Source organism: Pseudoalteromonas haloplanktis ATCC 14393, assembly GCF_000238355.1.
GTDB lineage: Bacteria > Pseudomonadota > Gammaproteobacteria > Enterobacterales > Alteromonadaceae > Pseudoalteromonas > Pseudoalteromonas haloplanktis.
Genome location: NZ_AHCA01000008.1, coordinates 36,833 through 62,295, shown reverse-complemented (window position 1 = coordinate 62,295; position 25,463 = coordinate 36,833). Strand labels below are relative to the sequence as shown.

Below are 25,463 nucleotides of genomic sequence, written 5' to 3'. Positions count from 1 at the left end.
GGGTTAAATTCTACATTGGTAAACAAATAGTTAACTTTGCCTAATGTTTTACAAATGCAAAAATACACCAAAGTGGTAGAGATCAGTAATATTGGACAAATCACAGACAGCTGTATATAACCCCATTTCTTTTTGGAGATTCACGTTATGAGATCACTTTTTTAACTATGATTTCTGAGCCAATGGAATCAAATTTTGACTTCATAATTTATCACTATCCGGTTTCGCTCAAAACGGCCTCTAATCTAACATCTGCAATTTTAAGCTTCGCTCTGCCAGTTTAATAACTTCTGTATATGTCCTGTGGCGGCAATGATCATATAACAGGCTTGTAGATAACCCATTTCGTGTAATGACTTAAGTGCTTCTGTGCTAAGTTCGGCCAATGCCTGTTCATTAATCGCGTATAAACCAGTATAGGTTTGCTTTTCGCCATGTTGAGTAAGGCTCAGTTGTACGGCTTCTATCAACTCATGTTGTAACAAGGTATTGATAAATGCATTAGTGCGCTTATTCCCGTGCATCAGTGTCATTAATTGCTCACACACACTATTTAAGTAGGCGCTGGGCTCTCCCTGCTCATCAAAAATTCGCTCACCGGTGTCTCTGTTTACTCGCGGATGTTCCTGGTCTATCAGAACAGCTAAATCGTTATCTGTAGCCTCTGTAAGCGAATTATCACGCAGACCTAACTTAAACGGTTGGCGCTTAATGTGCAGCGGTATATGCTGTGCTCGCCATTCACCTTGATGTACAAACAAGTTCTGTCCGACTGTAAACCCCGTTAAGGCAAACAATTCAAACTGACCTGTTTGAGAGTTTTTCATAAAATACACAGGGTAATCTAACACCAGCTGCTTAAGCTCATCTGCCACAATCGGAATATAGTTAATATTATCGCCAAACTCATGCCCGACCGACGTGTTTATAAACAGGTTTGCGTGTATTTTTTTATCCAATAAAGTTGCTTTTTTCATCATATAATTGCTCATTTAAACGCGCTAAATTGCAGCTAAACCAAACTGTTTTATTTGATCTAACAATGTCCGATTACCCGGTAATTTATTAACTAATAAGGCCGTATCTTTGGCATTTTTAATGACTAAACTGTGCGCTTTTTTATGGTAGTGTGGATTATTACCATAATGTGTAATCGCGGTTTTAAAGCCCATGCCATACAAAACATATTGGTAGCTTGCGGCGGGAAAAACCTCAACGGAATAGTCAAAATGGCTGTCATTAGGGACATGTGTTTGCCAAATTGCGAGGCTATCTTGCAAACTTTGAGGAATACTTTGAACAGCGCAATGTTGCAGCCAAAACTCGCTGTCGGTGCGTTTACTGAGCATATAATGCAATTTTAAAAAGTCGATAATTCGCTGCCAACGGTAGCTAAAGGTACGATTAAATCGCGCCGCTGTGATATCCATAACTTGTCGGTTTGCTGGTAATTGCTCGGCAATGAAGTTAGCTGATATTTCGACCAACAGTAATGCAGATGCTTCCAATGGCTCTAAAAACCCCGCCGATAACCCAACTGCAACACAGTTTTTATGCCAAAATTTTTCTCTATGGCCTGGCTCAAAAGTAACTTTTTTAACTGCGAGAGAGGCTCTATCTTGCTGGGCTATATTTAAATAGTCACACAACTGGTTTTTTGCCTCTTGCTCACTGATATGACGGCTGGAATACACATGCCCTACTCCACGGCGCGTTTGTAGGCCAATGTCCCAAATCCAACCAGCGCTTTGTGCAGTAGAAATAGTATGAGAGCTGATGGGTTGATTTTCATCATAAGGAACATGCACAGCCAGTGCGCTGTCAGCAAACAATACATCTTTACATGATTTAAACCCGACTTTGAGATTATCACCCAGTAGTAATGATTTAAAACCGCTGCAATCAATAAATAGATCACCAGCCAACGTCGTGTTGTTGTCCAAACTCAATGAAGCTATATCACCATTTTTATGATTATTTACCGCTTCAATCGTACTGACTACATGCGTTACATTAAGTTTATTAACACAGTGGTTTTTTAAGAAAGTAGCAAATCGCCCTGCATCTAAATGATAGGCGTAATTGGCAACAGCACTGTATTGTGCGGTTGTAATTAATTTGGGTGCGAGATTATGTTCGCATAATGCCTGTTGGGGGCATACGTAATTGGCAAAGCTGGGTTGTAGTTGCCCATTTGGTTGCGTGTGTAAGTTAAGCCACGCAGAGGATAAATCTGTGTCATTAAAGCATTGCGGCATCATCAGTGGATGGTAATAAAAGTCGTCTTCTTTACCTGTATGCCACTTTGCAAATTTTGCGCCTTGCTTAAACGACACATTACATTGGTTAATAAAATCGGCTTCATCAACGCCCATATTTTGTAATGTACGTCGCATGGTAGGCCAAGTCCCTTCTCCTACTCCCACAGTTGGGATATCTGATGATTCTACTAAGGTAATTTTATAATTAAGACTATGGTGTTTTTGTAAGTAAGCGGCGATGATCCCAGCACTTAACCAGCCTGCTGTTCCACCGCCAACAACCACAATTGATTGTAAGTGATTATTCATAGCAACCTCTTTATTGCTATAGAGCAAATCTAAAAAGAGCAAGGCCTGTAGGTGCCTTGCTCATAATTAACGATCAGTTACCACTTAGCAGTAAAACCTATGCTATAACGTGGGCCGTATTGCTCAGCAGAGACGAGTTGCTCGCTAAAGCGACCATGACGACGAACAGTTTCATTAGTTAGATTCAACGCATCAAAATTAATTGAATATGCCTCATTAATTGTATAATTGAAGTTAAAATCTAACTGACCGTATGCCTCTGTAAATGTTGGCTCTGTTCCTAGTGATAGTAAAAACTCGTCACGCCAGTTATAAGCAAGGCGCACTTGATAATCGTCGTTTTCGTAAAAGCCTACTAAGTTACCTGAGTCACTTAATCCAGCTAAAGCAATGGTTTGATCAAAGTTATACGGTTCAAACTCTTCATCACTATTAACTAAGGTATAGTTAGCAACCACACCGAAGCCAGTATCTTCAATCATGTATTGACCGTTTAACTCCCAACCATCAACTTCACGGTTTTGTAAGTTATCAGGTGTTGAAATATCAAAGGTTACAATTGGATCTGACGGCTGACTCATACAAGCAGGGTTAGGAGTATCAGAACTATCTGGACAACCAGGGCGTGGGTTTACACTTGGATCGCGCAGTGGCTCACCGTTTATATCATCTAATGTACCTTGTACTACACCTGCACCAATAAAGTTTTCAACAAACTTTTTAAAGTAGCCTACCGATGCATAACTGCCATCGTTACCATACCATTCAAAGGAGAAGTCAAAGTTATCGGAAGTTATTGGTAATAAATTTGGGTTACCTTGTGAGGCATTGTATGGACCATCAGGGCGTGCATTTATCGTTGTAGACGGGAACATAGCACCAATGCCTGCACGGGCAAGCGTTCGGCTATATGAAAAACGTGCTTTGTAACCATTATCTAAATCAGCGCTTAAATCAAGATTAGGTAAAATACGTGTATATTCACCTTCCAGCTCTTGTGGTGTTGCTTCAGCTGCATATACAGGACGAAGTTCTTCAGCATGGCGATAATTCAGCGCGATAATTGCCGGTTTTACAGAATAACCAGTTACATCTGTGCTCTCATAACGAACACCCACATTCATATCGATAGGAATATTATTAAATTCGGTGTTTACATCTAACGAAACATAAAATGCAAGAGTTTGCTCTTGAACACCATTGGTTGAAATATCAGGCTCTCTAAATAACCCTTCACCTCTAACTATATCAACAAAGTCTTGAGCGCTGTACCTTGGCATATATGGGAACAATTGGTCCGAGCCTGAAAACTCGTCAGCAAAGCCTGTCGCATCATCAAATGTCATGCCTAAATTATCTAATGGAATATCAACAAATGAAAATTGCTCAGACAAATAGGTATCAATCTGATAATCGGTATACATTGCGCCAAAATGAATTGCCGATATAGCCCCACTTTCTAAGTTTTCCCACATACCACTGGCATGATATTGCTTGATGTTATTTTCCATCTCATAACCACGGCGCTGGTATAAATCAGATACAATATTTTCTTGCGCGTATGCACCGCCGGGTAAAGTCGAATCATCAATGGTGATACTAGGTACTTCGGTAGAGAAATTAGCCCCTATCATGGCAACTGAGCCAGGAATGTTTTTCAGGTTGGCGATGGTTTCAGCCGTGTTACCATCAGGATTAGAATGTGATGTTGAATCGTGCGCGTCAAAACTTAATTTTAGTGAATCTGTTGCTTGCCAAGCTAAATTTAAACCTAAAGAATCGTTTTCTTTTTTCTCGTATAATTCCCATGCCCAAAAATTCAATTCATCGTTTGGATTGGTAATATCGACCACAGTACCATTTTGATCTGCCGTACCACCTGGATTATCAAACCAAAAAGACATTTTATTCGTTTCACTGATCTCTTCAAAGCGCGATAGAGTGTAATCAAGTGTGGCAACAATGTTATCTGTAGGTGCAAACTGTAACACTAATTGCGCATTATCACGGGTACGTTCAGTTTCAAAACGCTCCATTTCTGGTGTCCACGGCACCCAGTAAGTACCCGTAGGGTTGACTGAAGTATCAATAGCACTGCTATCAACGCCATCAGGGTTAGCGCGATTTTTCACCCAACCTTGTGATGTACCCACACGTTCACGACCACTTTCACGCTCAGAATGTGAAACAGACAACAGCACACCAAACATATCATCTGCAAACGTTTGGCTGATCATACCTGAGACTTCGGGTGTTATACTTGATTTTTCAGAGCTGGTATCATTAATTGCTTTTACATTTGCAAACGCTTTAAAGCCATCATAATCAAACGGTTTGGCAGTGTTGATATCAATCGTGGCACCAATGCCACCAGATGCGACATTCGCTTTACCTGTTTTATAAACTGATACGCCTGAGACACTCTCTGCAGCAATCTCTCTAAAGTTAAAGCTACGTGAGACACCCTTTTCTTGAATGACTGAAGAGTTTGGCATCTGACGACCATTTAGCGTCACTAAGTTAAAGCTCGGACCAAAGCCACGCACTGTCACTTGGTTACCTTCATTGTTGGCTCTATCAATTGATACGCCACTGATACGCTGTAATGACTCGGCTAAATTTGTATCTGGTAATTTACCTATGTCTTCTGCTGAAATAGCATCAACTACCCCTGATGAATCCTGCTTGATGGATGCTGATTTACTCAATGCACTACGGATCCCCGTAACCTGAATAACTTCTACATCATTATTTATATCAGTTGTATTTTCTTGCTCTGCATAAGCCAGTGGTGTTGACACCAGCATAGCGATACAAATTGCGTTTAACTTAAATTTTGTATTTATCATTTTTACACCTAAATATTGTGTTTAGCCGACGTTGCCAGTAATGATTTGATTTTGGTTAGCCTGAATTGTCATCAAAATATTGTTAACAATTAACTTTACAATAATAGAACACAGCTTGTTAAGTCAAATTAAATCGAACAAAAATTTTACAACTACGCTGACAACTTAAACTAACAGTACTGTATAGGTGATTTAAAAATGGGGAGTGAGTATTGGTAACTAACTAAATTAGCATGGTTTTTAATGGTGTTTCGAATGCAGGGGAATCAAGCGCAAACAATTTACTCGGTAAATTACCTCACCAGTTTAATTGTTTAGTAAAGCAGTGATCTTGCTTGCAGTACTTTTAAGCTCTACGACCATTGCTTGGGCATTCACTGCTGATGTTAATTCTGCATCAAAAGATGAAATAGTCAGTGCAGCTATCAGTTTTGCTTGCGGTTTACCTATCAGCACAGAAAAATCATCGACACCGGTGATCAAAGGGTTACTCTGTACAAAGTGGCCTTGTGTACAAATAACATCGAGTTCATATTGCAACTGGCTTAGCGCTTTAGATTTTAACGTACTATAACTTGCATCATGTTCAATCAACATGCCACGAACTTGCTCGTTACTATTTGCTAATAATAATTGACCCGCCGTTGATTTACTTAGCTTAAATAATGATCCTTCAGCAATACTTAAGTGCATTGCACTGTGACTGCGAGCTTGTACCACCGTCATAGCTTGGCTTTGATACAGCATAGTTAAATAGCATGACTGTCCCAAACTCACCGCTAAATCTTCCATATAAGGAATGGCGCATTGACGCACTTGATCAATCGGCGAAATAGACCGAGATAAATTATAAAGCTTTAAAGATAAGCTATAACGCCCCGAAAATTCATCCCGTATTAAATAGCCCCGAGACTCTAAACCAATCAGCACTCGGTAAATTTCATTTGCACTACGACCAAGCCCAGCCGCTATTTCACTTTGAGAACAAGCACTGCCTTTAAGAACTAAAAACTCAAGTATATCGAGCCCCTTATCTAACGCAGGTACCGCGTATTTACTTTTTACTTTTGTGTTCATTATCCACCCAACCGTGCAAAAACAAGGCAATTCGCCATATTCATATATGAATAAAAAAATAATTTTTCTAGCTCATAATATTTGAATTTATGTAGAAACAATTAGTTAATCATCATCACTATTATTTATATATGAATATCATATTTTTATATAAATTCAAGCTTGACCACTTCATAAATCCAACTCATTATTGTCAACAATTTACAACAAGTAGTCATTTACAGGACACCCACTTATGAACAACAGACAACTCACACCACAACAAATTGCTGACTTTCATCGAGACGGCTACGTTATTGCAAAAGGCTATTACGACGAACATGAAATTGCCCGCTTACAGCACACCGCCTTTAATGATGATTCGCTATACGAGCGAGCATGGCATAAAAAAGATGCCGATGGTGCAGTAAGTAAAGTGTGTTTGTGGCAAAAAACCGGTGATGATTTTTACAGTATGTTTTCTCGTGGTCGTCGTTTAGTTGATGTATGTGAAAAGCTTATTGGTGAAGAGGTGTACCATACAAGTACTAAAATAATGATGAAAGAACCGTTTGTTGGCGGCGCTTGGGAGTGGCATCAAGACTTTGGTTACTGGCATCGCGATAACTACATGCTTTACCCGAAAGCCATTAGCTGTATGGTCGCCATTAATAAAGCGACTATCGAAAATGGATGCTTACAAGTTTTAAAAGGCTCACATCATTTAGGCCGACTTGATCATAGTAAAACGGGGGATCAAAAAGGTGCCTGTTTAGAGTTTGTTGAAGAAGCCATGAAATACCATGAGCTGGTCAATGTAGAGCTTGAACCTGGTGATGTTCTGTTTTTCCACTGTAATTTATTACATAAATCAAACCAAAACCGTGCTGCAGAGCCGCGTTGGTCAATGATCTGCGCATTTAACGCAATCACTAATCAATCGTTTAAAGAAAACGAAGCTGTTTATTATCCATTAGAACCGGTTAATGACGATGCCATTTTGAATTGGAAACCCGCTTAACTGTTCATCCGTAATTCTAGCCAAACCAACTCATAGACTGTTAGCCCTTTTCTTGAGTTGGTTTTTTAATTTGGAAAAACCAATGCTTTGTAGCCTAACTGAAAAACAAAAACAGCAAATTGCGCACCCATTCCCTAAAAACGGCCAAGATCCCCATGGTAAAATAATTGGTCACGGCAAATTCAAATATAAAGTAGATGCGCATTGGGGCAAACTCGATCCTAAGCAGTACCCAATCGAAAACTGCCATGCCATGGTAATGGATTCACAAGGGCGTATTTTTATGATCACCGATAATACCCAAAATAATATTTTGGTGTATTCACAACAAGGTGAACTACTCGATGCTTTTGGCACACTCTTTCCTGGCGGCCATGCTTTAAAAATTGTCAAAGAAGGTGAGCAAGAATTCTTATATGTTGTAGACAGTGGCTGGATTGTTAATCGTCATTGGGATGGTCACAGCAAAGAGCAATGGCATAGCCCGACTAATAATGTCATTCCACAAGCCGGATTTATTACGAAAATGACTTTAGATGGCAAGCTGATTTACACCATTGGCCACCCGCAAACATACGGTGCTTATACGCCAGAGCAGCCCTTTCGCCCTACTGATATAGCCATAGCCCCAAATGGTGATTTATACGTTACTGATGGTTACGGTAGTGATTTTTTACTGCACTTTGATAAACACGGCCGGTATATCAAGCACTGGGGTGGGCATGATAACAGCGATGCTAACTACAACTTACATAATACCCATGGCATCGAGGTTGATTTACGTGATGCCACCAACCCGACTTTAATTGTCAGTTCACGTTTTGAACAGTGCTTAAAAGTGTTTTCTTTACAAGGTGAATACCTTTCAAAAATAAGCGCGAACGGCGCGTATATTGGTGGGCCAGTTTTTAAAGGTAAACTATTTTACGCTCCGGTGTGTTGGTCGCATATTGACGAGCGTAATGCCGATGACTCTGGTTTTATCAGTATTTTTGATCAATCAAATAAAATAGTGGCTAACTTGGGTGCGTCACAACCTGTATATATACAAGGTGAATTACAGCCAATGCAAACAGATTGGCAAATATTTAACCATGTACACTGTATTTGTGTTGATCAAGATGACAATATTTATGTTGGCCAATGGAACTCGTCAAATAGTTATCCTATGAAATTAATAAAACAGAATTAATGCAATAAAAGTGAATACGATCATTGTTTATTGTTAACAATGATCGTATGTTATTCATTCTAGTTTACAACAGGATCAAAACTATTATGACAACAACTCACACTTCACTGACTGTTAACTTAATTGCGCTCAGTTTAGCCTGTATTTTTGCCAATGGGTGTAGCGATACAAATAAAACACCTGTGCAAGAGCGCGCAGCTAACACCCCAGTGGATCCTTTCTATCAAGCTGAAACATTAACTAAACTGGTTGATTTTTCAAAGCAACAACAGCAAAGCTGGTTTTTCGATAAGCACACATCGCACCAATTCATTGAGTCTGCAAATAGTGATAAGTTAGCGTTAAGTTTTTCTGCAAAGGGAAATATTTCTGAACTAAAAATAGCCCCACCCAGTCCTTGGGATTTATCATCGTATAATAACTATAACGTGGCTTTTGACGTTGAAAATACCAGCGCCAGCTCAGTACACGTTTACCTCTCAATAGAAAACCCAGAAGGGCAACTACAAAGCCGCTCGGTTAGTTTACCGGCGAATTACTCAGGTACTGTGTATTTTCCTTTAGATGGTAAAGAAGCCCAAACCAATACTGGCATGTGGGGAGATGCACCACCTTGGCAAACAAATGATCGCTTAATGGTGTGGCGCTCTTGGCGTGATGATGGCGGCGACTTTACAAAAATTAGTGCAATGAACCTCTTCACTATCGGTGTGTTAGAAGATAAGTCAATATTAATTGGTGATATCAAACTGAGAAAAAACCCACCATCCGATCCCAATTGGATGGTCAATATAATTGATAAATATGGTCAATACACAAAACAAACCAATGCGTTAACTATTACCTCAGATGAGCAGCTTAAACGTTTGGCTGATATTGAATTAGCTGAACTTGCAAAATCCAAAGGCATGAGCGACCGCTCTCGATTTGGTGGTTATGCCAAAGGCCCTAAATTAGAGGCCACAGGCTATTTCAGAACTGAAAAAGTAGACGGTAAATGGTGGATGGTTGACCCTGAAGGCTACTTATTTTTCTCCCATGGTCCGGCCAATGTGCGCATGGCTAATCTTACCACCATTACCGGCGTAGACTTCAAAGATGATTCGGTCCGCAATCGCAGTAGCGATGAGATCACCCCTGAAGATTCGATGGGGATCATTAAAGTCTCAGATGACGCTCGCCAAAGCCGCTTTATTACCTCTGAGCTTCGTCATAATATGTTTCAATGGCTGCCCGATTACAATGAGCCACTTAGCGAGCACTACAGTTACCGACGCTCAACACATAAAGGGCCTGTTGCACATGGCGAAACATATAGTTTTTACCGTGCAAACTTACAACGTCGCTATGGCGAAACATCACCTAAATCATATTTAGCTAAATGGCATGAGGTAACACTTGATCGCATGAAGGATTGGGGTTTTACATCATTTGGCAACTGGGTCGATCCGGCATTTTACGATAAAGAATCAGTGCCCTATTTTGCCAATGGTTGGATTATCGGCGACTTTAAAACACTCTCTGGACATACTAATCACTGGGGACTGATGCCCGATTTTTATGATCCTGAGTTTAAAAAACGCGCAGAAATTACCATTGATGCCATAGCTAAAAGCATTAAATCATCACCTTGGTGTATAGGTATATTTATCGATAACGAAAAAAGTTGGGGCGAACGTGAAGGCAGCGTAGAAAAACGCTACGGCATCATACTCGATGCCCTATCAAAAGATGCACAGCAAAGCCCAGCTAAACACGCATTTGCAACACACCTTAAACAAAAGTACACCTCAATAAATGCACTAAATAAAGCATGGCAAAGCGATATTTCAAGTTGGGATGAACTTAATAATGGCGTTACGTTTACTACCTACACTGACGCACAAATAGCCGACATATCGAAAATGTTAGAAATGCTAGGCGAACAATACTTTAAAGTAGTCAATGGTACATTAGCTAAAAAGCTTCCTAATCATTTATACATGGGTGCTCGCATGGCTAACTGGGGCATGCCAGATGAAATTATTAAAGCGTCGGTAAAATACTCGGATGTATTGAGCTTTAATATTTACGAGGAAGGTATGCAAGATCATTACTGGCAATTTTTAGAAGACGTTGATCTACCGGTTGTAATTGGCGAATTCCATATTGGTACAGCTACCGACTCAGGCTTGTTTAACCCAGGTATTGTTCACGCTGCAAATCAAACAGACCGTGCTGCTATGTATAAAAATTACATGCAAAGCGTACTCGAAAAACCGTACATGGTTGGCGCTCATTGGTTCCAATATGTTGATGAACCCGTATCTGGGCGGGCATTTGATGGTGAAAACGCCAATATAGGCTTTGTTACCACCACTGACATCCCCTACCCTGAAATGATCGAAGCAGTAAAAGACGTTACCTCCACCATGTACGAAAAGCGCTATGGTAAGTAGCTTTCCTCAATGAAGCTGAACCACATGACCGGCGTGTATTCACTAGCCGGTCATACCTACACAATTAAGTGCTTCATCAGATACTCTTTCATGCGAACATTAAGCTGCCACTGCTGTGTTAATGGTATCGTCGAATTAAGTTTATTAGGCATATAAGGCCAAGGTCCAAATTCCGGGCAAATATAAAATATTTTCTGCCCGCGTGCTTGTGCTAAATCAATAATCTGTTGCCACCACTTTACGTACAAGCTTAATGTTTCCTGCCATTGGGGGCTAAATGGGTCATTCACTTGTGCTGATTGAGTATGACCTACTCGAGCGTGAATATAATAACTGTGCTGTTGCGCGCGTTTTAGTGACCCTTGTTGTTCCTCTAGGTAACTTTCACTGACATTAGTCCAATGCGAAAAGTCAGCATTTAATTTTAGAGCTGGAAATTTTTGAAGATACGGCTCTGTAGCAAAGGCTGCAAAATTAAACCGTCCTCGGTGAGTCTCATGAGTAATTGTGATACCCAAAGTACGCTCTAACGCTAAAGCATCGTTGAGTAACAGGCTATTTTGTGCAACGCTATAAAAGTCTTTTCCGGTATGTGAGTTTATAAACACAGGGTTGAGTGTTGCTAAAAAACGTAATCGTGCATTAAATTTAGCACGATATTGTGCAAACGATTCAACCTTAGGTGCAAGCCATTGTTGCGCTACCACACTAAAATTATCTTCATTGGCGGCGGCACGTTGAATGCCACTGATAAACTTTTCATCTGCTGGAAAGTTAATTTCTGCTCCAGCAAATCCAGCATCAAGTACCTTTGCTACAAATTCATCGGCTGCTGTCCCTTCACAGCCCCAGTAAGGGCATAAAAACTTTAATTTCATAATAGTGCCTTTTATCTAAATTCAGCATGCACAGCTGTTACACAATCATTGCAGCAATAAATAATGCACGCTAAACTCAATTATAATTTGTTAACAATAAACTATATGCCAAAGCCAACAATCTATTGTGAACCGTTTTCTATTAAAGACGGCTACGAGTTTGAAATTCATCACGTTAGTTATCTTCAGCACGATGCTTACTCGTGTTTTATGCACTTTCATCAAGTGCATGAATTTATATTTTTTGAACGCATCGATGGCACTTATTTTTACCATCAAGGTGAATCAACATTAGCTGATTATGAAGCCGTGTTTACTCCCGCTATGGAAACCCATGACTTTGAGCTCAAACCTCGCTCTAAATCTTGGTACATAGTGCAATTTATGCCTGAACGCCTAAACGATCCGGCTTTAAGTGAATTTACTGAGCTGCTTAAAACCGGTTTACATTTAAGCTTTAGTATTGAAATACAAAAAAGAATTCATAAATTACTCGCGTGGATGCTGAGTGAGTTTAACGAAAACCCTAAAAGTAAAACCTGTACTCAACTGTTTAATAGCTTAATTACTATGGTGTGCGAATACGGTAAAAGCAGCTTATCAGCGCAGCAAAAACCATTAAGCAGCTCAGCCAGCTTTAAAAAGCTGACACCAATAATTAATGAACTTAAAACAAACCACGGCTTAACCCTGTCACTTGAGCAAGCCGCGAAACTTTGCCATTTATCGCCGTCGTATTTTTCGCGGGTATTTAAAAAGCACTTTAGAGTGCCTTATTCTGATCACCTTATGCAGCACAAGCTATACAGCGCTGCACGCCTGCTAGGACAAACAGATGTATCGGTGACCGAAATAGCGTACGATTTAAACTTTTCCAGCCCGTCGTATTTTATTAAGCAATTTAAGCATCACTTCAAAGTGACCCCCTACCAATATCGGCAACAATATCGCCAGCAATTACAGCCCTAAAGCCAGCTACTCACTTAGTAATGATGTTTTTGTAAGTGCCGTTGTGGTGTCTTTTAATACCTGTTTATTAACCTGTAAATTTTGTTTAATTGCTTGCATACCCAGTACATAGGCTTTGCTATTGTTAACCGCTTCAACACATAACAATTGCTCAGCATTGAAGTACCACACCGAAAATTGTGTCGGTGAATCTTCACGAACAATTAATTCGTCATATCCGTGTGACAAACCAACAATTTGCAATTTGTACTCGTATTGATCTGACCAAAACCAAGGCACCGCGGGAGCTAACGGTGCTTTATTCGTTAGACATTGCGCCACAGATTTAGCTTGATCAACGGCATTTTGTACTGACTCTAAACGGATCCAACGTTGATAAATTTTGCTAAAGTACGTTGTACAATCACCAATTGCGAAAATATCAGGGTGAGACGTTTGGCAAACATCATTCACTTTAATGCCTTGCTCAATCGTCAAGAGCGCATCACTGGCCAATTGCGTATTTAACCTAACGCCGACCCCGACTAAAATAAAATCTGCGGGATAATGGGTACCATCGCTACACACAACCAAGTGTTTATTACCTTGGTGCTGTATTTCGACAACGTCTTTCCCTGTATGTAGAGCTACGCCTTTATCTAGGTGCAGCTGGGTTAAAAAGTCAGACATCACACTTGATGTAACACGTGATAATATTTTATCTTGTTTTTCAATCACGGTTACATCAGCGCCTAATGCAACAAACGATGACGCTGATTCAAGCCCAATATAACCGCCACCAATAATGACAACCTGTTTGTTTGTACTGTTATTTAAAGCAGCTTTAATCGCTTTGGCATCCGCAAACGTTCGCATTGCAAAATACTGGGGGTTACCCGCCTCATCAAGGGTATCGCTCAATCCAGGTATGGGCGGAATAAAAGCAGAGCACCCCGTTGCTAGCACCAATTTATCAAACGTAAGACGACTACCATCATCTAAGGTAATTACGTTTGCTTGCTTATCAATGGCTGTCACCGTTTGCCCTAGTCGCAGTACTAAATTGTTATCTGTGTAGGCTTTTTCAGCTTTAAGCGGTGTTGATAATGTGTCACTTGCTTGCAATGTTTTTTTAGACAATGGCGGCCTGTGATAAGGTAACTCAGGATCACTATCTATTAAGGTAATACTGCCAAGCCAGCCTTGCTGGCGTAAATTAAACGCAAGATTCACACCTGCGTGACTGGCACCTATTATCACTATATTTAAATCAAGTGAATGTGTTGGTGAGTGTATATTTTGCATCATAAATTACTCAACTATCTAGTTAGCAACAACAAAGGTCATGCCATCGAGATCTTCAGCAACTTCAATTTGACAACATAAACGGCTATATTCAGTCACGTTATCATCAAGTTCTAGCATGTCACTTTCGATTTCATCTGGTGCGCCTATTTTTTCAAAATCATCAGGCGCAACGTAAATATGACATGTTGCGCATGAGCATACGCCACCACAGTCACCATCAATACCTGCAACGCCATTAGCGGCAGCTAACTCCATTAATGAGCCGCTGCTTCCTTCAACCTCAACAGCGCCATTGGTTTTTGTCATAAAAATTACTTTAGCCATCGTTCTACCCTCTTATTTTTTGCACTTGCTACAGTGTTCGTTACTTTGCTTTTATACTGACTTGTAGGCGGTTAAAGCCTACCTTGCGTGAAAACTCACCGAGCTTTTCAATGTTTTCATCGGCTTTGATTATGTCTATGCTGGCTACTTTACTTGCCAGTGATAACACTAATTGACGTAATAATTGTCGTGCATGAGTGGCCCCTAAACAGTTGTGATGACTAAAGCCAAAACTCACATGAGGGTTTACTTTTCGATCAAAATCAACGTTATTAGGGTTTTTAAACACGCTTTCATCGCGATTTGCCGATGCCCAACATAGTGATATACGGCTATCCGCTTTTATTGCATGCTCACAGACTTGGGTATCTTCGGTTGCAACACGCCCCATCTGTGTCAATGGTGAGAAGTAACGAATAAGCTCTTCAACAGCACGATTGATGATTTCAGGCTCATCATGAATACGCTGTAAGTCACTGATATTTTCACTAAAGTAAGCAATTGAATTAGTGATGGCATTAATTACCGTATCGCGGCCACCAGCAAAGGTTAGGATCATGACGCCTTTAACTTGCTCTTTCGTCATGTTTTGACCATTCACTTGCGCGGCAAGTAATACTGAGTACAAGTCATCACTAGGGTTAGCAATGGCTTTATCTATTTCATGATCAATATAGTCATAGAGAATATTAGCTTTATCGCCATCTAGATCACTGTCTTCACTGCGAAATACATGAGTGCCCCAATCAATCCAGGTTTGCGCTTTATCCATCGTGGTATTTAATAACAACGTCAGCGCTTTCGATTGCAGGGGCAATGCAAACTCACTCACAATATCCAGTGATTGCGCACGCAATGCATAGTCAATAGTGTCATCAATGATTTGCTGTAAACTAGCTTGATACGCATCGTCTAACGGGCGTTTAAACCATGGGTTTAATAACTCACGAAAGCCACCATGCTCTGGCGGGTCGACTTCAAAAGGAATTTGCCGTGTTTCACGAATTGCCACTTCAGATGGAATAACAATCCGCCCAGGTTTAGCACCTGACTGAAACACCGTACAATTATGCGCGGCTTTTCGTACATCTTTTAAACCTAAGAGCATATTTACGGGATCATTCTGATCGTCCATTTGCCCAATGCCCGATGCATTACGTTGCTCTTTGAATGCATCAGGAAAATCACTCACACCTGTAACTTTTGCTGTCATGCTGAAATACCTTACGACCAAAAATGTAAATTTAATGCACTATACTAGTCCGATATTTTTGGCTTAAATACGCAAAATAGATTAAAAAATGGTAGTTTCATGTCCTTTTTTGCATGACGTTAATTAACTCACAGGCACAAAAAAGCCGATGCGTTTGCATCGGCTTTAGGTGGGCAAATGTGAGAGAATCCACCCCGCCTAATTACTGCTCATTTAAATAAACGGTTTTCTTCTCAAGATATTGTTCTAAACCGTATTGGCCATCTTCACCGCCCATACCGCTTAGCTTCCAGCCATTGTGGAAACCTTGATGTTGTTCACCTAAACCACGGTTAACATACACTTCACCCACTTCCATTTCTGCAATTGAGCGATGAATGTATTCCATAGATTTAGTGTATAAGTACGCTGAGAGTCCATATTCACTGTCGTTGGTATAAGCAATGGCTTCATCAATGCTGTTGATTTTGATGATTGGTAATACCGGCCCAAAAGTTTCTTCGTGCACTAAAATGTTGTCTTGCTCAACATCAACCAGTACCGTTGGCTCATACCAATTGCCGCCTTCAAACCCTGCTACTGTGGCAACTTTACCACCAGTTACAAGCTTAGCGCCTTGTGCAATGCCTTTTTCAACAATTGAGTGAATATTATTAATTTCACTTTGATTGACCTTAGGCCCCATATCTGAACTTGGGTCCATTGGATCACCTACTTTAAGGGCTTGCACTTTTGGAATGAATTTTTCTATAAAGCTATCGTAGACATCGCTGTGCACATATAAGCGCTCGGCACAGGTACATACTTGACCACAGTTAGCAAAACGCGCTATCACAGCGTCAGCAACGGCTTTATCAAGATCAGCATCTTCCATCACAATAAACGGTGCTTTACCGCCAAGTTCAAGCATCACTGGGGTTAAGTTTTTACCGCTTGCTTGATGAATAATTTGCCCTGCACGGGTACTACCGGTCATGGTGATTAGCTTTGTCAGCGGGCTCTCACATAAGTGTTGGCCAACGACTGAGCCTGTCCCATTAACAATGTTGATCACACCTGGCGGAATACCTGCTTGATTAGCAATTTCGCCCAATTCCATCGTAGCTAATGGTGTTTCTTGAGTTGGCTTAATGACTATTGAGTTACCGGTAATAAGCGCAGGACCAATTTTACGCCCCGCTAATGCCAACGGAAAGTTCCATGCTGTGATTGCTACAACCACACCACGGGGCACTTTATGAATGTAGATTTTTTCGTTTTCGTGATCAGAAGGAATGATATCCCCTTTGATCGTCAACGCATTATCACAGGCATATTCAATAAATGTGGCTGTAACATTGGCTTCCATACGCGCAACATCAATTAACTTGCCTTGCTCTTGGACTAATAGCTCAGCAAGGCGCTCGTTATTATCACGAATACCTTGGGCAAAACGGCGTAAAATTGTAGCGCGTTCACGCGGTGTTTTTTGTGCCCACTGAGTTTGTGCTACCGTGGCCGTTTCAAGCGCAAGTTGTGCGTCTTCAACACTGCCTTTAGGAATGACACCCACTTGCTCGCCGGTACTGGGTGAGAGCACGCTGATGGTGTCGCTATTTGATGAGCTAATATACTCACCATTTATAAAGTTTACGTTGTTTTTTATTGTCATGGTTTTATCGTCCCATCCAGCCGCCATCAACTAATAGAACACTACCGTTCATGTAGTTTGAGGCATCTGATGCTAAAAATACGGTTGGCCCTTTAAAGTCATCAGGTGTTCCCCAACGACCTTGTGGTATACGATCTAGAATCGATTTTGCACGCTCAGGGTCATTTCTTAATGCTTCGGTATTATCAGTGGCAATATACCCTGGTGCAATGGCATTCACATTAACACCTTTACTGGCCCACTCGTTAGCAAGTGCTTTGGTTAATTGACCAATCGCCCCTTTACTTGCTGCATAACCAGGTACGGTGATCCCGCCCTGAAAGGTTAATAATGACGCAGTAAAGATAATTTTACCTTGCCCACGAGCCACCATTTCTTTACCTAATTCACGGCTTAGAATAAATTGTGAATTTAAGTTAATCTCAATGATTTTGTCCCAATACTCATCACTGTGCTCTATCGCCGGATCACGTAAAATTGAGCCTGCGTTATTGACTAGAATATCAATTTTAGGGTGATCTTTTTTCACATCATTTATAAAAGCATATAAGCTCTCACGATTAGAAAAATCACATTGGTAAGCATAAAACATTTGTCCACGAGCAAGCACTTGCGTTTCAACATCTGATCCTGATTTTGCTAAACTCGCTGATACGCCAATTACATCAGCGCCGGCTTCAGCCAATGCCAGTGCCATTGCTTTACCAATACCACGGCTACAACCTGTGACTAATGCTGTTTTACCTTTAAGACTAAATTTATCTAACATGTTATTTTCCATTACTTAATTTGGCAAGAAACAAGGGCTTTCATACCCGTAGGGTTATTGTCCATGCTAGCAAACGCTGAGCTAATATCAGCAAGTTCACTGACCGAAGTAATAAATGGTTCTAAATCAATTTTGCCGCTAGCAACTAAATCAATCGCCATTTCAAAATCCGCATCTTCATAAACACGTGCGCCAACAAGTTCTAGTTCACGCCAAAAGAATTGGAACAAATCAACTGGCGGCTTTTGAGAATGGATAGCAACCATACAAATGCGGCCACGTACTGCTGCAATTTGGGTCATAGCTTCAACGGCAGGTTGCACACCCGATACTTCAAAAACAACATCAGCGCCTTTGCCATCACTCCATTTAGACACATACTCTTGCAAGTCTTGCTCTAGTGGGTTGATGGTTTCAATATCAAAACGCGCAGAAAACTTACGACGCTCGTTATTTACTTCAGAGATCAACACGTCAGCACCGACGCTTTTAGCAACCAAGGCCACGAGTTGACCAATTGGACCGCCACCGATCACTACTGCTTTTTCACCGGCTTTTAAGCGTGAACGCGAAATATCATGACAGGCAACAGATAAAGGCTCAATTAATGCGCCTTGCTCAAGTGTTACGTTGTCAGGTAGTTTATGAATAGTACGCGCTTTTACTGTCCATGAATTTTGAAACGCGCCAACTGAATCAATGCCCATAAATTTCAGGTTATGACATACATGGCTATGACCGGCATTACATGCAGGACAATCACCACAGTAATCAAGTGGGCGTACAACGACACGATCACCCACTTTTAAGTTAGTCACATTGCTACCAAGCTCTGCAACCACACCTGAAATTTCATGACCTATGGTATGCGGAGGGTTAACGCGCTGATCCATTACGCCATGATAAATATGCATGTCGGTACCACAAATACCAACAAAACCAACATCTAAACGTACTTCATCTGCTTGTGGCTTTACTTGTTTTCCTTCGACGATGCGAAATGATTTATTGCCAATATATTCTGCTGCTTGCATGGTAAATACCTTATGATTGCTTAACTAAATGAGGCTTAACTAATTGCGCGTCAAACTCGACACCGGTACCAATTAAATCTGGTGCACAGGCTTCGCCGTTATCAAGTTGTAATGGTCGCGTGGTGTATTCATCTATCGGGAATGAGTGTACTTCTAAGAATCCCGCATGAGGTTGTGAAGCCAATAGCGATACATGTAATTCATGCATACCGTGGCTACAAATCGGCAAGTTGTGGGTATACGCTAAACTAGCAACATGTAACCACCCTGTTATACCGCCGATATTTGAGGCATCAGGTTGTAAAAAGCCAAGTTTTGCTTGATCAATCGCATAACCAAATTCATATAACGTATGTAGGTTTTCACCCATAGCTAAAGGAATTGAGGTCGCTTGCGCAATCCGTGCAAACCCTTTGTAATCATCTGGAATTGTTGGCTCTTCAAACCAGGTTATATCAAACTGCTCAATGGCTTTTGCAAAACGGATTGCATGTTCTACATTCATCGAGTAATTAGCATCAACCATTAACGTTTTATCTGCACCAATTAGCTCACGAACGGCGGCCACTCGTGCCACATCTTCTTTATAATCTTGTTTGCCTACTTTAATTTTTACCGCATTAAAACCACGGTCTAAGTAACCTTGAATATTCTTAAGGAGCTTTTGCTGATCAAAGTTAAGATCAATACCACCGGCGTAACACGCTGTTTTATCTCTGTGTCCACCAGCAACTTGCCAAAGTGGTGCTGATAAGCGCTTACATTTGATATCCCACAAAGCAATATCTACTGCAGAGATTGCAAAGCTTAATAAACCACCGCGGCCTACGTAATGTAGGTCCCACTGTAGCTTATCCCAAATTGACATAATTGCTGATGAATCAGCCCCGATCAAACCAGGTTTAATTTCGTCATTTAATAACGAATAAATAGCGCGGCCACCTTTACCGCCGGTATAGGTGTAACCCATACCTTCGTAACCGTCTTTGGTCATTATACGCACTGCGATAACTTCAAAATGAGTATGATCACCGTGTTTAGCATCACTTAACACCTCAGCGAGAGGAATTTGGTAATACTCTACTTTTATATTTTTTATTGCTCGCAATGAATCTCTCATCTAGCCACCAGTTTAGTTTACAAGATACTGTCTATTGTTAACAATCTACAACAACATAAATTTATTGTAAAGGTAATATAGTTAATAAAATGAAAATAACTTAGCCGCAGACGTGCAGCTAAGAGTGGCCTAGCAAGTTAAGCTGCAACCGCTTAACTTGCTAGTGATCTAAACGATTATTGAAGACCAGTGTTTAAAGAAAATGACAATAAATGTGTATGAGCAGTTATATACACACGGTTTTGTTGGGCATTAAATGCTAAGTTTGCGCTGATGGTAGGCAATGATACTTTGGCTAATAGCTGAGCGTTTTCATCAAACAACCAAAGCCCTCCAGGCCCTGTTGCAAATATAATCCCACTGGGATGAATTTTTAATCCATCCGGTAGACCATGGCTGTTATCTGCCACTGCCGGCAATTGATAAAATAACGCTTTATTCTTAACAGTGCCATCTTGGTTTAATTGATATCGATACCAAGCGGGTTTATCAGGATTTGATGCCGCCACATACAGTGTTTTTTCATCCCCAGACAACGCAACTCCATTTGGGTAAATTAATTGCTTATCAAGCACATTAAGTTGGCCTTTTGCATTCAATGAATATACCCCTTGGAAACTTAGCTCTTTAGCGGGATCATCAAGCTGTTTAGCCAGTCCATAAGGGGGATCACTAAAAAATAGAGTACCTTGCTGATTAAAAATACCATCGTTTGGGCTGTTGAGCTGTTGCCCTTGATAACGACTCACTAATTCGCGATAGTTTGTTTTAGGATCATTAACCGACGATGCCATAGTGACAATTTTTCGTGAGCGTGATTGTAATAACACCAACTCATTGTGGTTATTCAGGACTAGGCCATTTGAGTAACCGCTATCGGCTAAATAAAGGTGCACACCTTGCTCAGGCTGATAGCGATAGACTCGGTGGCTGGGAATATCTGAAAACAACAAATACTCGCCGTCTTCAACCCATACGGGCCCTTCAAGCCACTCAAAGCCGGTAGCCAGTGTTTCGATTGGTGCATCTAAATTTAAAACCTGCAACGCCCTGTTATCGTAGATTTCATACGGGCCTTGTTTTATCACTGGCTCTGCATCTACAGCGGTGCTAATAAGCACAGCTGTAAGCACTACCCAAGCCTGAATATAACTAGTTAGCATTATTTGTATACCTGCGTTGATAAAGTTGCTGATTAACTTCTTTAGCAGCATCAACAAGGGGCATGTAAGGAATATCTGCCACATTAACAAAGCCAACGTTATAATTTTCGCCATCATAGGCACGCCCTGTTAATGGCGAATCTATATATTGAAACCAATGCGCCCCGACAAAATATGGATTATCGATCACGCTATACATATATTGTTGGTATTTAACACCGCGGTCGTGTTGCGACTCGGCGTGAATAAGCCCTGGGTTTAATAGCCCAGAATCTAACGCTCCATTATGAAATTCACCAATAATGCTTGGCTTATCAATGTCTGCTAAAAAGTGCCAAAAATCATCATTGAGCCCTTCTCGGTAGTAGTTATAGCTAACCACATCAGCATGAGCAGCTGCTGCGTTACGAATTTCTGGCGTCATGCCCCAGTCAGCAAAACGAGCTCCCATATAGAGATGGTTTGGTAAGTGTTTTGCTGTTGCTTGCTCTACCACGGCAAAATATTGGTTAGCATAATGAAATAGCATAGTGGAAAAATCAGCTTCGACTTGCTTGTTGATATTTTTGACTGTAATGCCACTAGAAAACTCATGCCACGATGCAATATTGCTGTTCCAGCTAGCATTCAAAGCAGCTATATCTTGGTACTTATCTTTCATCAGTTTTACGAATTCAGCTTTAGTAGGGCTTTGTGTTGCATCTACAGATAATGTGTTGATCACTAACCCATATTGCGAATTAACTGAGCCCATCATGCCCCAGCTTTTTTCATTATCAATAAAAACACCAACACACCATGGACTATTGTTCACTTGCGCTGCCACGGTTGCTAAGGTGATATCCGCGCGTTTAATAAAAACAGGATCAAATGGATCAGGTAGCGGACTCCAGTAATCATTACCACTACTTACTGTTTTAAAATCACCGATGATCCATGCATTGGCAAAGTAAGGGAGTCGGTTTTGCTGATAGTAATCATCATCAAGCCAATTACCAAAAGAGGTGAACCCCCACGACAACATACGATCAGTCGTGGTATCGCGCCATTTTTTCATTAATGTTTGCTCATCACGTGTTTGGTATTTGCGTTGTAAGTTTGCTCGATAAAAACTAAATGTTTCACCTTTTTTAACTGCGCCACTATGCACTTCACGGCGATAGCCATAATTGTCGGCAAGAGGATCATCACTGTCAGGCAACCAATTAAACATGTTAGCGCGCAGCTCTGAGCTGATATAACGTGATGGCCACGCAGCTTTTGGTGCCGTATTTAAGCCGATTGAATCCTCAGGAGTCAGATCACCCGCCGCCCTTTGCTTAATGTACTTTTGGTCAAAGTCGTAACCTGTAATTGTGGTGGTATTCGCTAAGCGTACATTGGCAATACCAGTTGAAAAAAATAAATAACCTTGCGGGTCAACTAAACTCCATTTGCCTTGGTACTTTTCGGTTCTGAAGTAGCCGGTTGCTTTAAGTTTTGGTCCCGCTTGCCAACCACTAAACGTTGAGCGCCCCTCAACAGGTGACTTTTTCAGTTGTCTTTGCTCTTGCGCTGAGATTGCAAGTAATTGCTCTGTGGATGAAACCTTGTTGCTAAAATCACGCTTGGCATTTTGGCCAAACTCATCCACCAAGCCTACTAGGTATTCGGTGTCAAAGTTGGTTGGCTTTATTAGTCTTACATTATCGATTAGTAATTGCTTATCCGCTAACAAACCTTTTGTGCCAAACGTCACCTTGGTTACTTTACTAACATCAATGTTCTTTTCACCCCCTCGGTACAATACCGGGGTATAACTACTATGCCAACTAGGCGGGTTGGAGCGTATACCCGACTCTGTATTTAAATCGGCCCCTTTTAACTCAATATAATAAGTATTATTTGATTCAGCTGGCACCACTACACTGCGACTTTGTGCTCTACCATTATCATCCACTGTTTTTATATATAACTGGGTAGACGCCTTATCAGGGTTTTCTATATCAAGTGCAAAAGCAAAGTTGCCTAACGCTTGCCAATTCCACGTTGAGCTATTTACAAATTCAATATCGCTTTCGTGATGAGTTTTGGCTGCAAATATAACCTGTAACTTATGATTACCTTGCTGTTCAATTAGCTTAGTCGTGGCATTGTGATGCTGTAAAAAAGACTGGTATTCAGGTTTTTCGAAATCCCACAGCATGTGCTCTTTTTTTGTTGTGTCGACTGCGGGCGTGTTTTCTTCGAGTTGATTATTAGTACAACCTGACAACATAGTGCCTAGCAGTAGTACTGATGAGATATAAACATTGTTGTGTGTTTTTTTCATAGCAAGCCTATTCTTTTATTATGAAAGAACCGCTTTTGCAATAAAAGCGGTTAGGTACTATGTAGAATAATTACACAACACAAAATCAATAACAATTAATTGTTAACAATTTTATATTTGTAAAAAATATATGCTGCTTTTTACTCAATCAGCTGAAAACGTTGATTATCGCCGTTATAACACTGCCACTGCACAACTGACGCGCCATTGGTTTGTAATTTACCTGCTATATCAATACATTTATTACTTAAGCTTGATCTAAGCTCAAAGTAGCCATCTCCTGTATTGTTCAGTGTAAAACGTTGATTGGCTTTTGTGTGATCACACACCCACTGTTCAACCCCAGCGCCATTTGAGGTACTTGAATTTGCAATTTGCATACACAAGCCAGTTAATTGTGAACTGATAGCATATTCGTTATTTGCGAGTTCAACGAGCTCAAATGCTTGGTTCTCGTTATTAGAATTACAATTCCATTGCTGATAAGTACTGCCGTTATTCATTGCACCGTTTTTAATATCGATACACTTTTGACTGTGTTTTGCTTTAATTTGCGCGCCACTAGTAACAGTGCTTGTATTTGCTGCATTAACGGGTTTATACACGCGCACCCAATCAACGTACATTTTATTTTTACTGTCATCGGCTAGGTCTGCATCAGTTGCAATATTACCCGCTTCTGAGCGCCAATCATGATCTTCAGTATCAATAATAATATAAGCAGATTGATCCATATTATGTGTGTTCTTATTTAACGTAGCCCCAGTGTAGTCTTTGTCTTTCATGACTACTTGTGCCCAAGAACCATCTGGCGTTTGCTGGCCATCAATATAAAATGTGACATCTGTTGGACTTTTCCAATACACACCAAAGCGATGAAAGCCTTCTCGCCAGTATGTTCCCCAGCTTGGCGTATTATGGGTTTGGTCATTATAATCACTGATTATTTGATTTGTTTGTTGATCGCGAATAAAAACATGGAAGTTCGTCGACATATTTCTAGCAAACCATTCATCACGCGCACCACCGTATACTTCTAGTACATCAATTTCGCGTTCATCATTATCGCTTAGCAACCAAAAATTTGAAGATAACTCTAGGTTACTCACCTTAATACTGGCTTCTAAAAATATTGGGAAAGTGACTTTAGTTTTTGAAGTGATCACCCCTGCATTGACTTGATCAGTACCTGCACGACGTGAAGCACTAATAATTAAATTACCATCAGAAACCCAAGACTCATCACGTTGCCAATAGGTCAAGCCTGGACCTGTCCAGCTATTAAAGTAGGTATCGTTCCATTTACTGGTAAATGCCGCCGGCTTCCCTGTGTAATTAAAAGAATCTGAGTATTCTTCCTGTAGCTGCCAAACTTTACCATTGTCAGGCGCGACTGGTAATGGAATTGCATCCCAATCGTTGGCCATTAAATTTGTAGATGTTAAAACACAGCCGATCAACAAAAGGTTATTTTTCATTTTTGCCTCTTAAAAGTTAGATGTTGTCATTTTGGTCACACAATGTGACCAATACAGACTAGTACAAATAAAAAACAAAATAAACATTTTGTTAACAAAAAACCATTAACATTAATCAATTTTTGGTACTCATGCTTTAA

Annotated in this window: 19 protein-coding genes; 4 read left to right on the top strand and 15 right to left on the bottom strand. The window is 40.6% G+C overall.

The features are described 5' to 3' along the window. Positions 1–260 precede the first annotated feature (260 nt). The 4 genes from PHAL_RS0114965 to PHAL_RS0114950 all read right to left on the bottom strand — a co-directional run bounded on the left by PHAL_RS0114965 (position 261) and on the right by PHAL_RS0114950 (position 6,496). Complete coding sequence (locus PHAL_RS0114965) at positions 261–980, bottom strand: SapC family protein (RefSeq protein ID WP_232321816.1); 720 nt, start codon at positions 978–980, stop codon at positions 261–263. Positions 981–1,001: 21 nt separating this feature from the next. After that, positions 1,002–2,570, bottom strand: a complete 1,569-nt coding sequence (locus tag PHAL_RS0114960) for a tryptophan halogenase family protein (protein WP_016709235.1) — start codon at positions 2,568–2,570, stop codon at positions 1,002–1,004. A 77-nt stretch (positions 2,571–2,647) separates the two neighbouring features. After that, the gene (locus PHAL_RS0114955; protein ID WP_016709234.1) at positions 2,648–5,419 is read right to left on the bottom strand and encodes a TonB-dependent receptor; all 2,772 of its coding nucleotides are present in this window, start codon (positions 5,417–5,419) and stop codon (positions 2,648–2,650) included. Positions 5,420–5,725: 306 nt separating this feature from the next. Next, a complete protein-coding gene (locus PHAL_RS0114950) occupies positions 5,726–6,496 on the bottom strand; it encodes an IclR family transcriptional regulator (protein WP_016709233.1) in 771 nt (256 codons plus the stop codon). A 235-nt stretch (positions 6,497–6,731) separates the two neighbouring features. Between PHAL_RS0114950 and PHAL_RS0114945 the strand changes: the two genes are divergently transcribed. The 3 genes from PHAL_RS0114945 (at position 6,732) to PHAL_RS0114935 (ending at position 11,126) form a co-directional block, all read left to right on the top strand. Next, complete coding sequence (locus PHAL_RS0114945) at positions 6,732–7,496, top strand: phytanoyl-CoA dioxygenase family protein (protein ID WP_016709232.1); 765 nt, start codon at positions 6,732–6,734, stop codon at positions 7,494–7,496. 82 nt (positions 7,497–7,578) lie between these two features. Beyond that, a complete protein-coding gene (locus tag PHAL_RS0114940; protein ID WP_016709231.1) occupies positions 7,579–8,688 on the top strand; it encodes a type I secretion protein TolC in 1,110 nt (369 codons plus the stop codon). Between the two features lie 86 nt (positions 8,689–8,774). Further along, positions 8,775–11,126 carry a beta-galactosidase gene (locus PHAL_RS0114935; RefSeq protein WP_016709230.1) on the top strand — a complete coding sequence of 784 codons (2,352 nt, stop codon included), beginning with the start codon at positions 8,775–8,777 and terminating at the stop codon, positions 11,124–11,126. A 56-nt stretch (positions 11,127–11,182) separates the two neighbouring features. Here PHAL_RS0114935 and PHAL_RS0114930 read toward each other — a convergent pair whose 3' ends face one another. After that, positions 11,183–12,004, bottom strand: coding sequence for a hypothetical protein (locus PHAL_RS0114930; RefSeq protein WP_016709229.1), 822 nt, complete (start codon positions 12,002–12,004; stop codon positions 11,183–11,185). Positions 12,005–12,109: 105 nt separating this feature from the next. Here PHAL_RS0114930 and PHAL_RS0114925 point away from each other — a divergent pair, with 105 nt between their 5' ends. Further along, positions 12,110–12,973: a helix-turn-helix transcriptional regulator gene (locus tag PHAL_RS0114925; RefSeq protein WP_029216183.1), complete on the top strand. Its 864-nt coding sequence runs from the start codon at positions 12,110–12,112 to the stop codon at positions 12,971–12,973. 6 nt (positions 12,974–12,979) lie between these two features. On the opposite strand, the gene PHAL_RS0114920 is transcribed toward PHAL_RS0114925, so the two are convergent. The 10 genes from PHAL_RS0114920 to PHAL_RS0114875 form a co-directional block, all read right to left on the bottom strand. After that, positions 12,980–14,257, bottom strand: coding sequence for an NAD(P)/FAD-dependent oxidoreductase (locus PHAL_RS0114920; protein ID WP_029216182.1), 1,278 nt, complete (start codon positions 14,255–14,257; stop codon positions 12,980–12,982). 18 nt (positions 14,258–14,275) lie between these two features. Beyond that, a complete protein-coding gene (locus tag PHAL_RS0114915) occupies positions 14,276–14,584 on the bottom strand; it encodes a 2Fe-2S iron-sulfur cluster-binding protein (RefSeq protein WP_016709226.1) in 309 nt (102 codons plus the stop codon). Between the two features lie 40 nt (positions 14,585–14,624). Further along, positions 14,625–15,797 (bottom strand): cytochrome P450, encoded by a 1,173-nt coding sequence (locus PHAL_RS0114910; RefSeq protein WP_016709225.1) that lies wholly within the window; start codon positions 15,795–15,797, stop codon positions 14,625–14,627. 202 nt (positions 15,798–15,999) lie between these two features. Then, a complete protein-coding gene (aldA, locus tag PHAL_RS0114905) occupies positions 16,000–17,448 on the bottom strand; it encodes an aldehyde dehydrogenase (protein ID WP_016709224.1) in 1,449 nt (482 codons plus the stop codon). Positions 17,449–17,452: 4 nt separating this feature from the next. Continuing rightward, on the bottom strand, positions 17,453–18,217 hold the full coding sequence (locus PHAL_RS0114900; RefSeq protein ID WP_016709223.1) for an SDR family oxidoreductase: 765 nt from the start codon (positions 18,215–18,217) through the stop codon (positions 17,453–17,455). 11 nt (positions 18,218–18,228) lie between these two features. Beyond that, entirely contained in the window at positions 18,229–19,251 is a 1,023-nt protein-coding gene (locus PHAL_RS0114895; protein WP_016709222.1) for a zinc-dependent alcohol dehydrogenase, read from the bottom strand. Positions 19,252–19,261: 10 nt separating this feature from the next. Beyond that, positions 19,262–20,371 (bottom strand): mandelate racemase/muconate lactonizing enzyme family protein, encoded by a 1,110-nt coding sequence (locus tag PHAL_RS0114890; RefSeq protein ID WP_016709221.1) that lies wholly within the window; start codon positions 20,369–20,371, stop codon positions 19,262–19,264. Between the two features lie 176 nt (positions 20,372–20,547). After that, positions 20,548–21,534, bottom strand: coding sequence for an SMP-30/gluconolactonase/LRE family protein (locus PHAL_RS0114885; RefSeq protein WP_016709220.1), 987 nt, complete (start codon positions 21,532–21,534; stop codon positions 20,548–20,550). Beyond that, entirely contained in the window at positions 21,524–23,845 is a 2,322-nt protein-coding gene (locus PHAL_RS0114880) for a hypothetical protein (protein WP_016709219.1), read from the bottom strand. The genes PHAL_RS0114885 and PHAL_RS0114880 overlap by 11 nt, the downstream gene beginning before the upstream one ends. A 140-nt stretch (positions 23,846–23,985) precedes the next feature. After that, a complete protein-coding gene (locus PHAL_RS0114875) occupies positions 23,986–25,323 on the bottom strand; it encodes an RICIN domain-containing protein (RefSeq protein ID WP_016709218.1) in 1,338 nt (445 codons plus the stop codon). Positions 25,324–25,463: the final 140 nt, after the last annotated feature.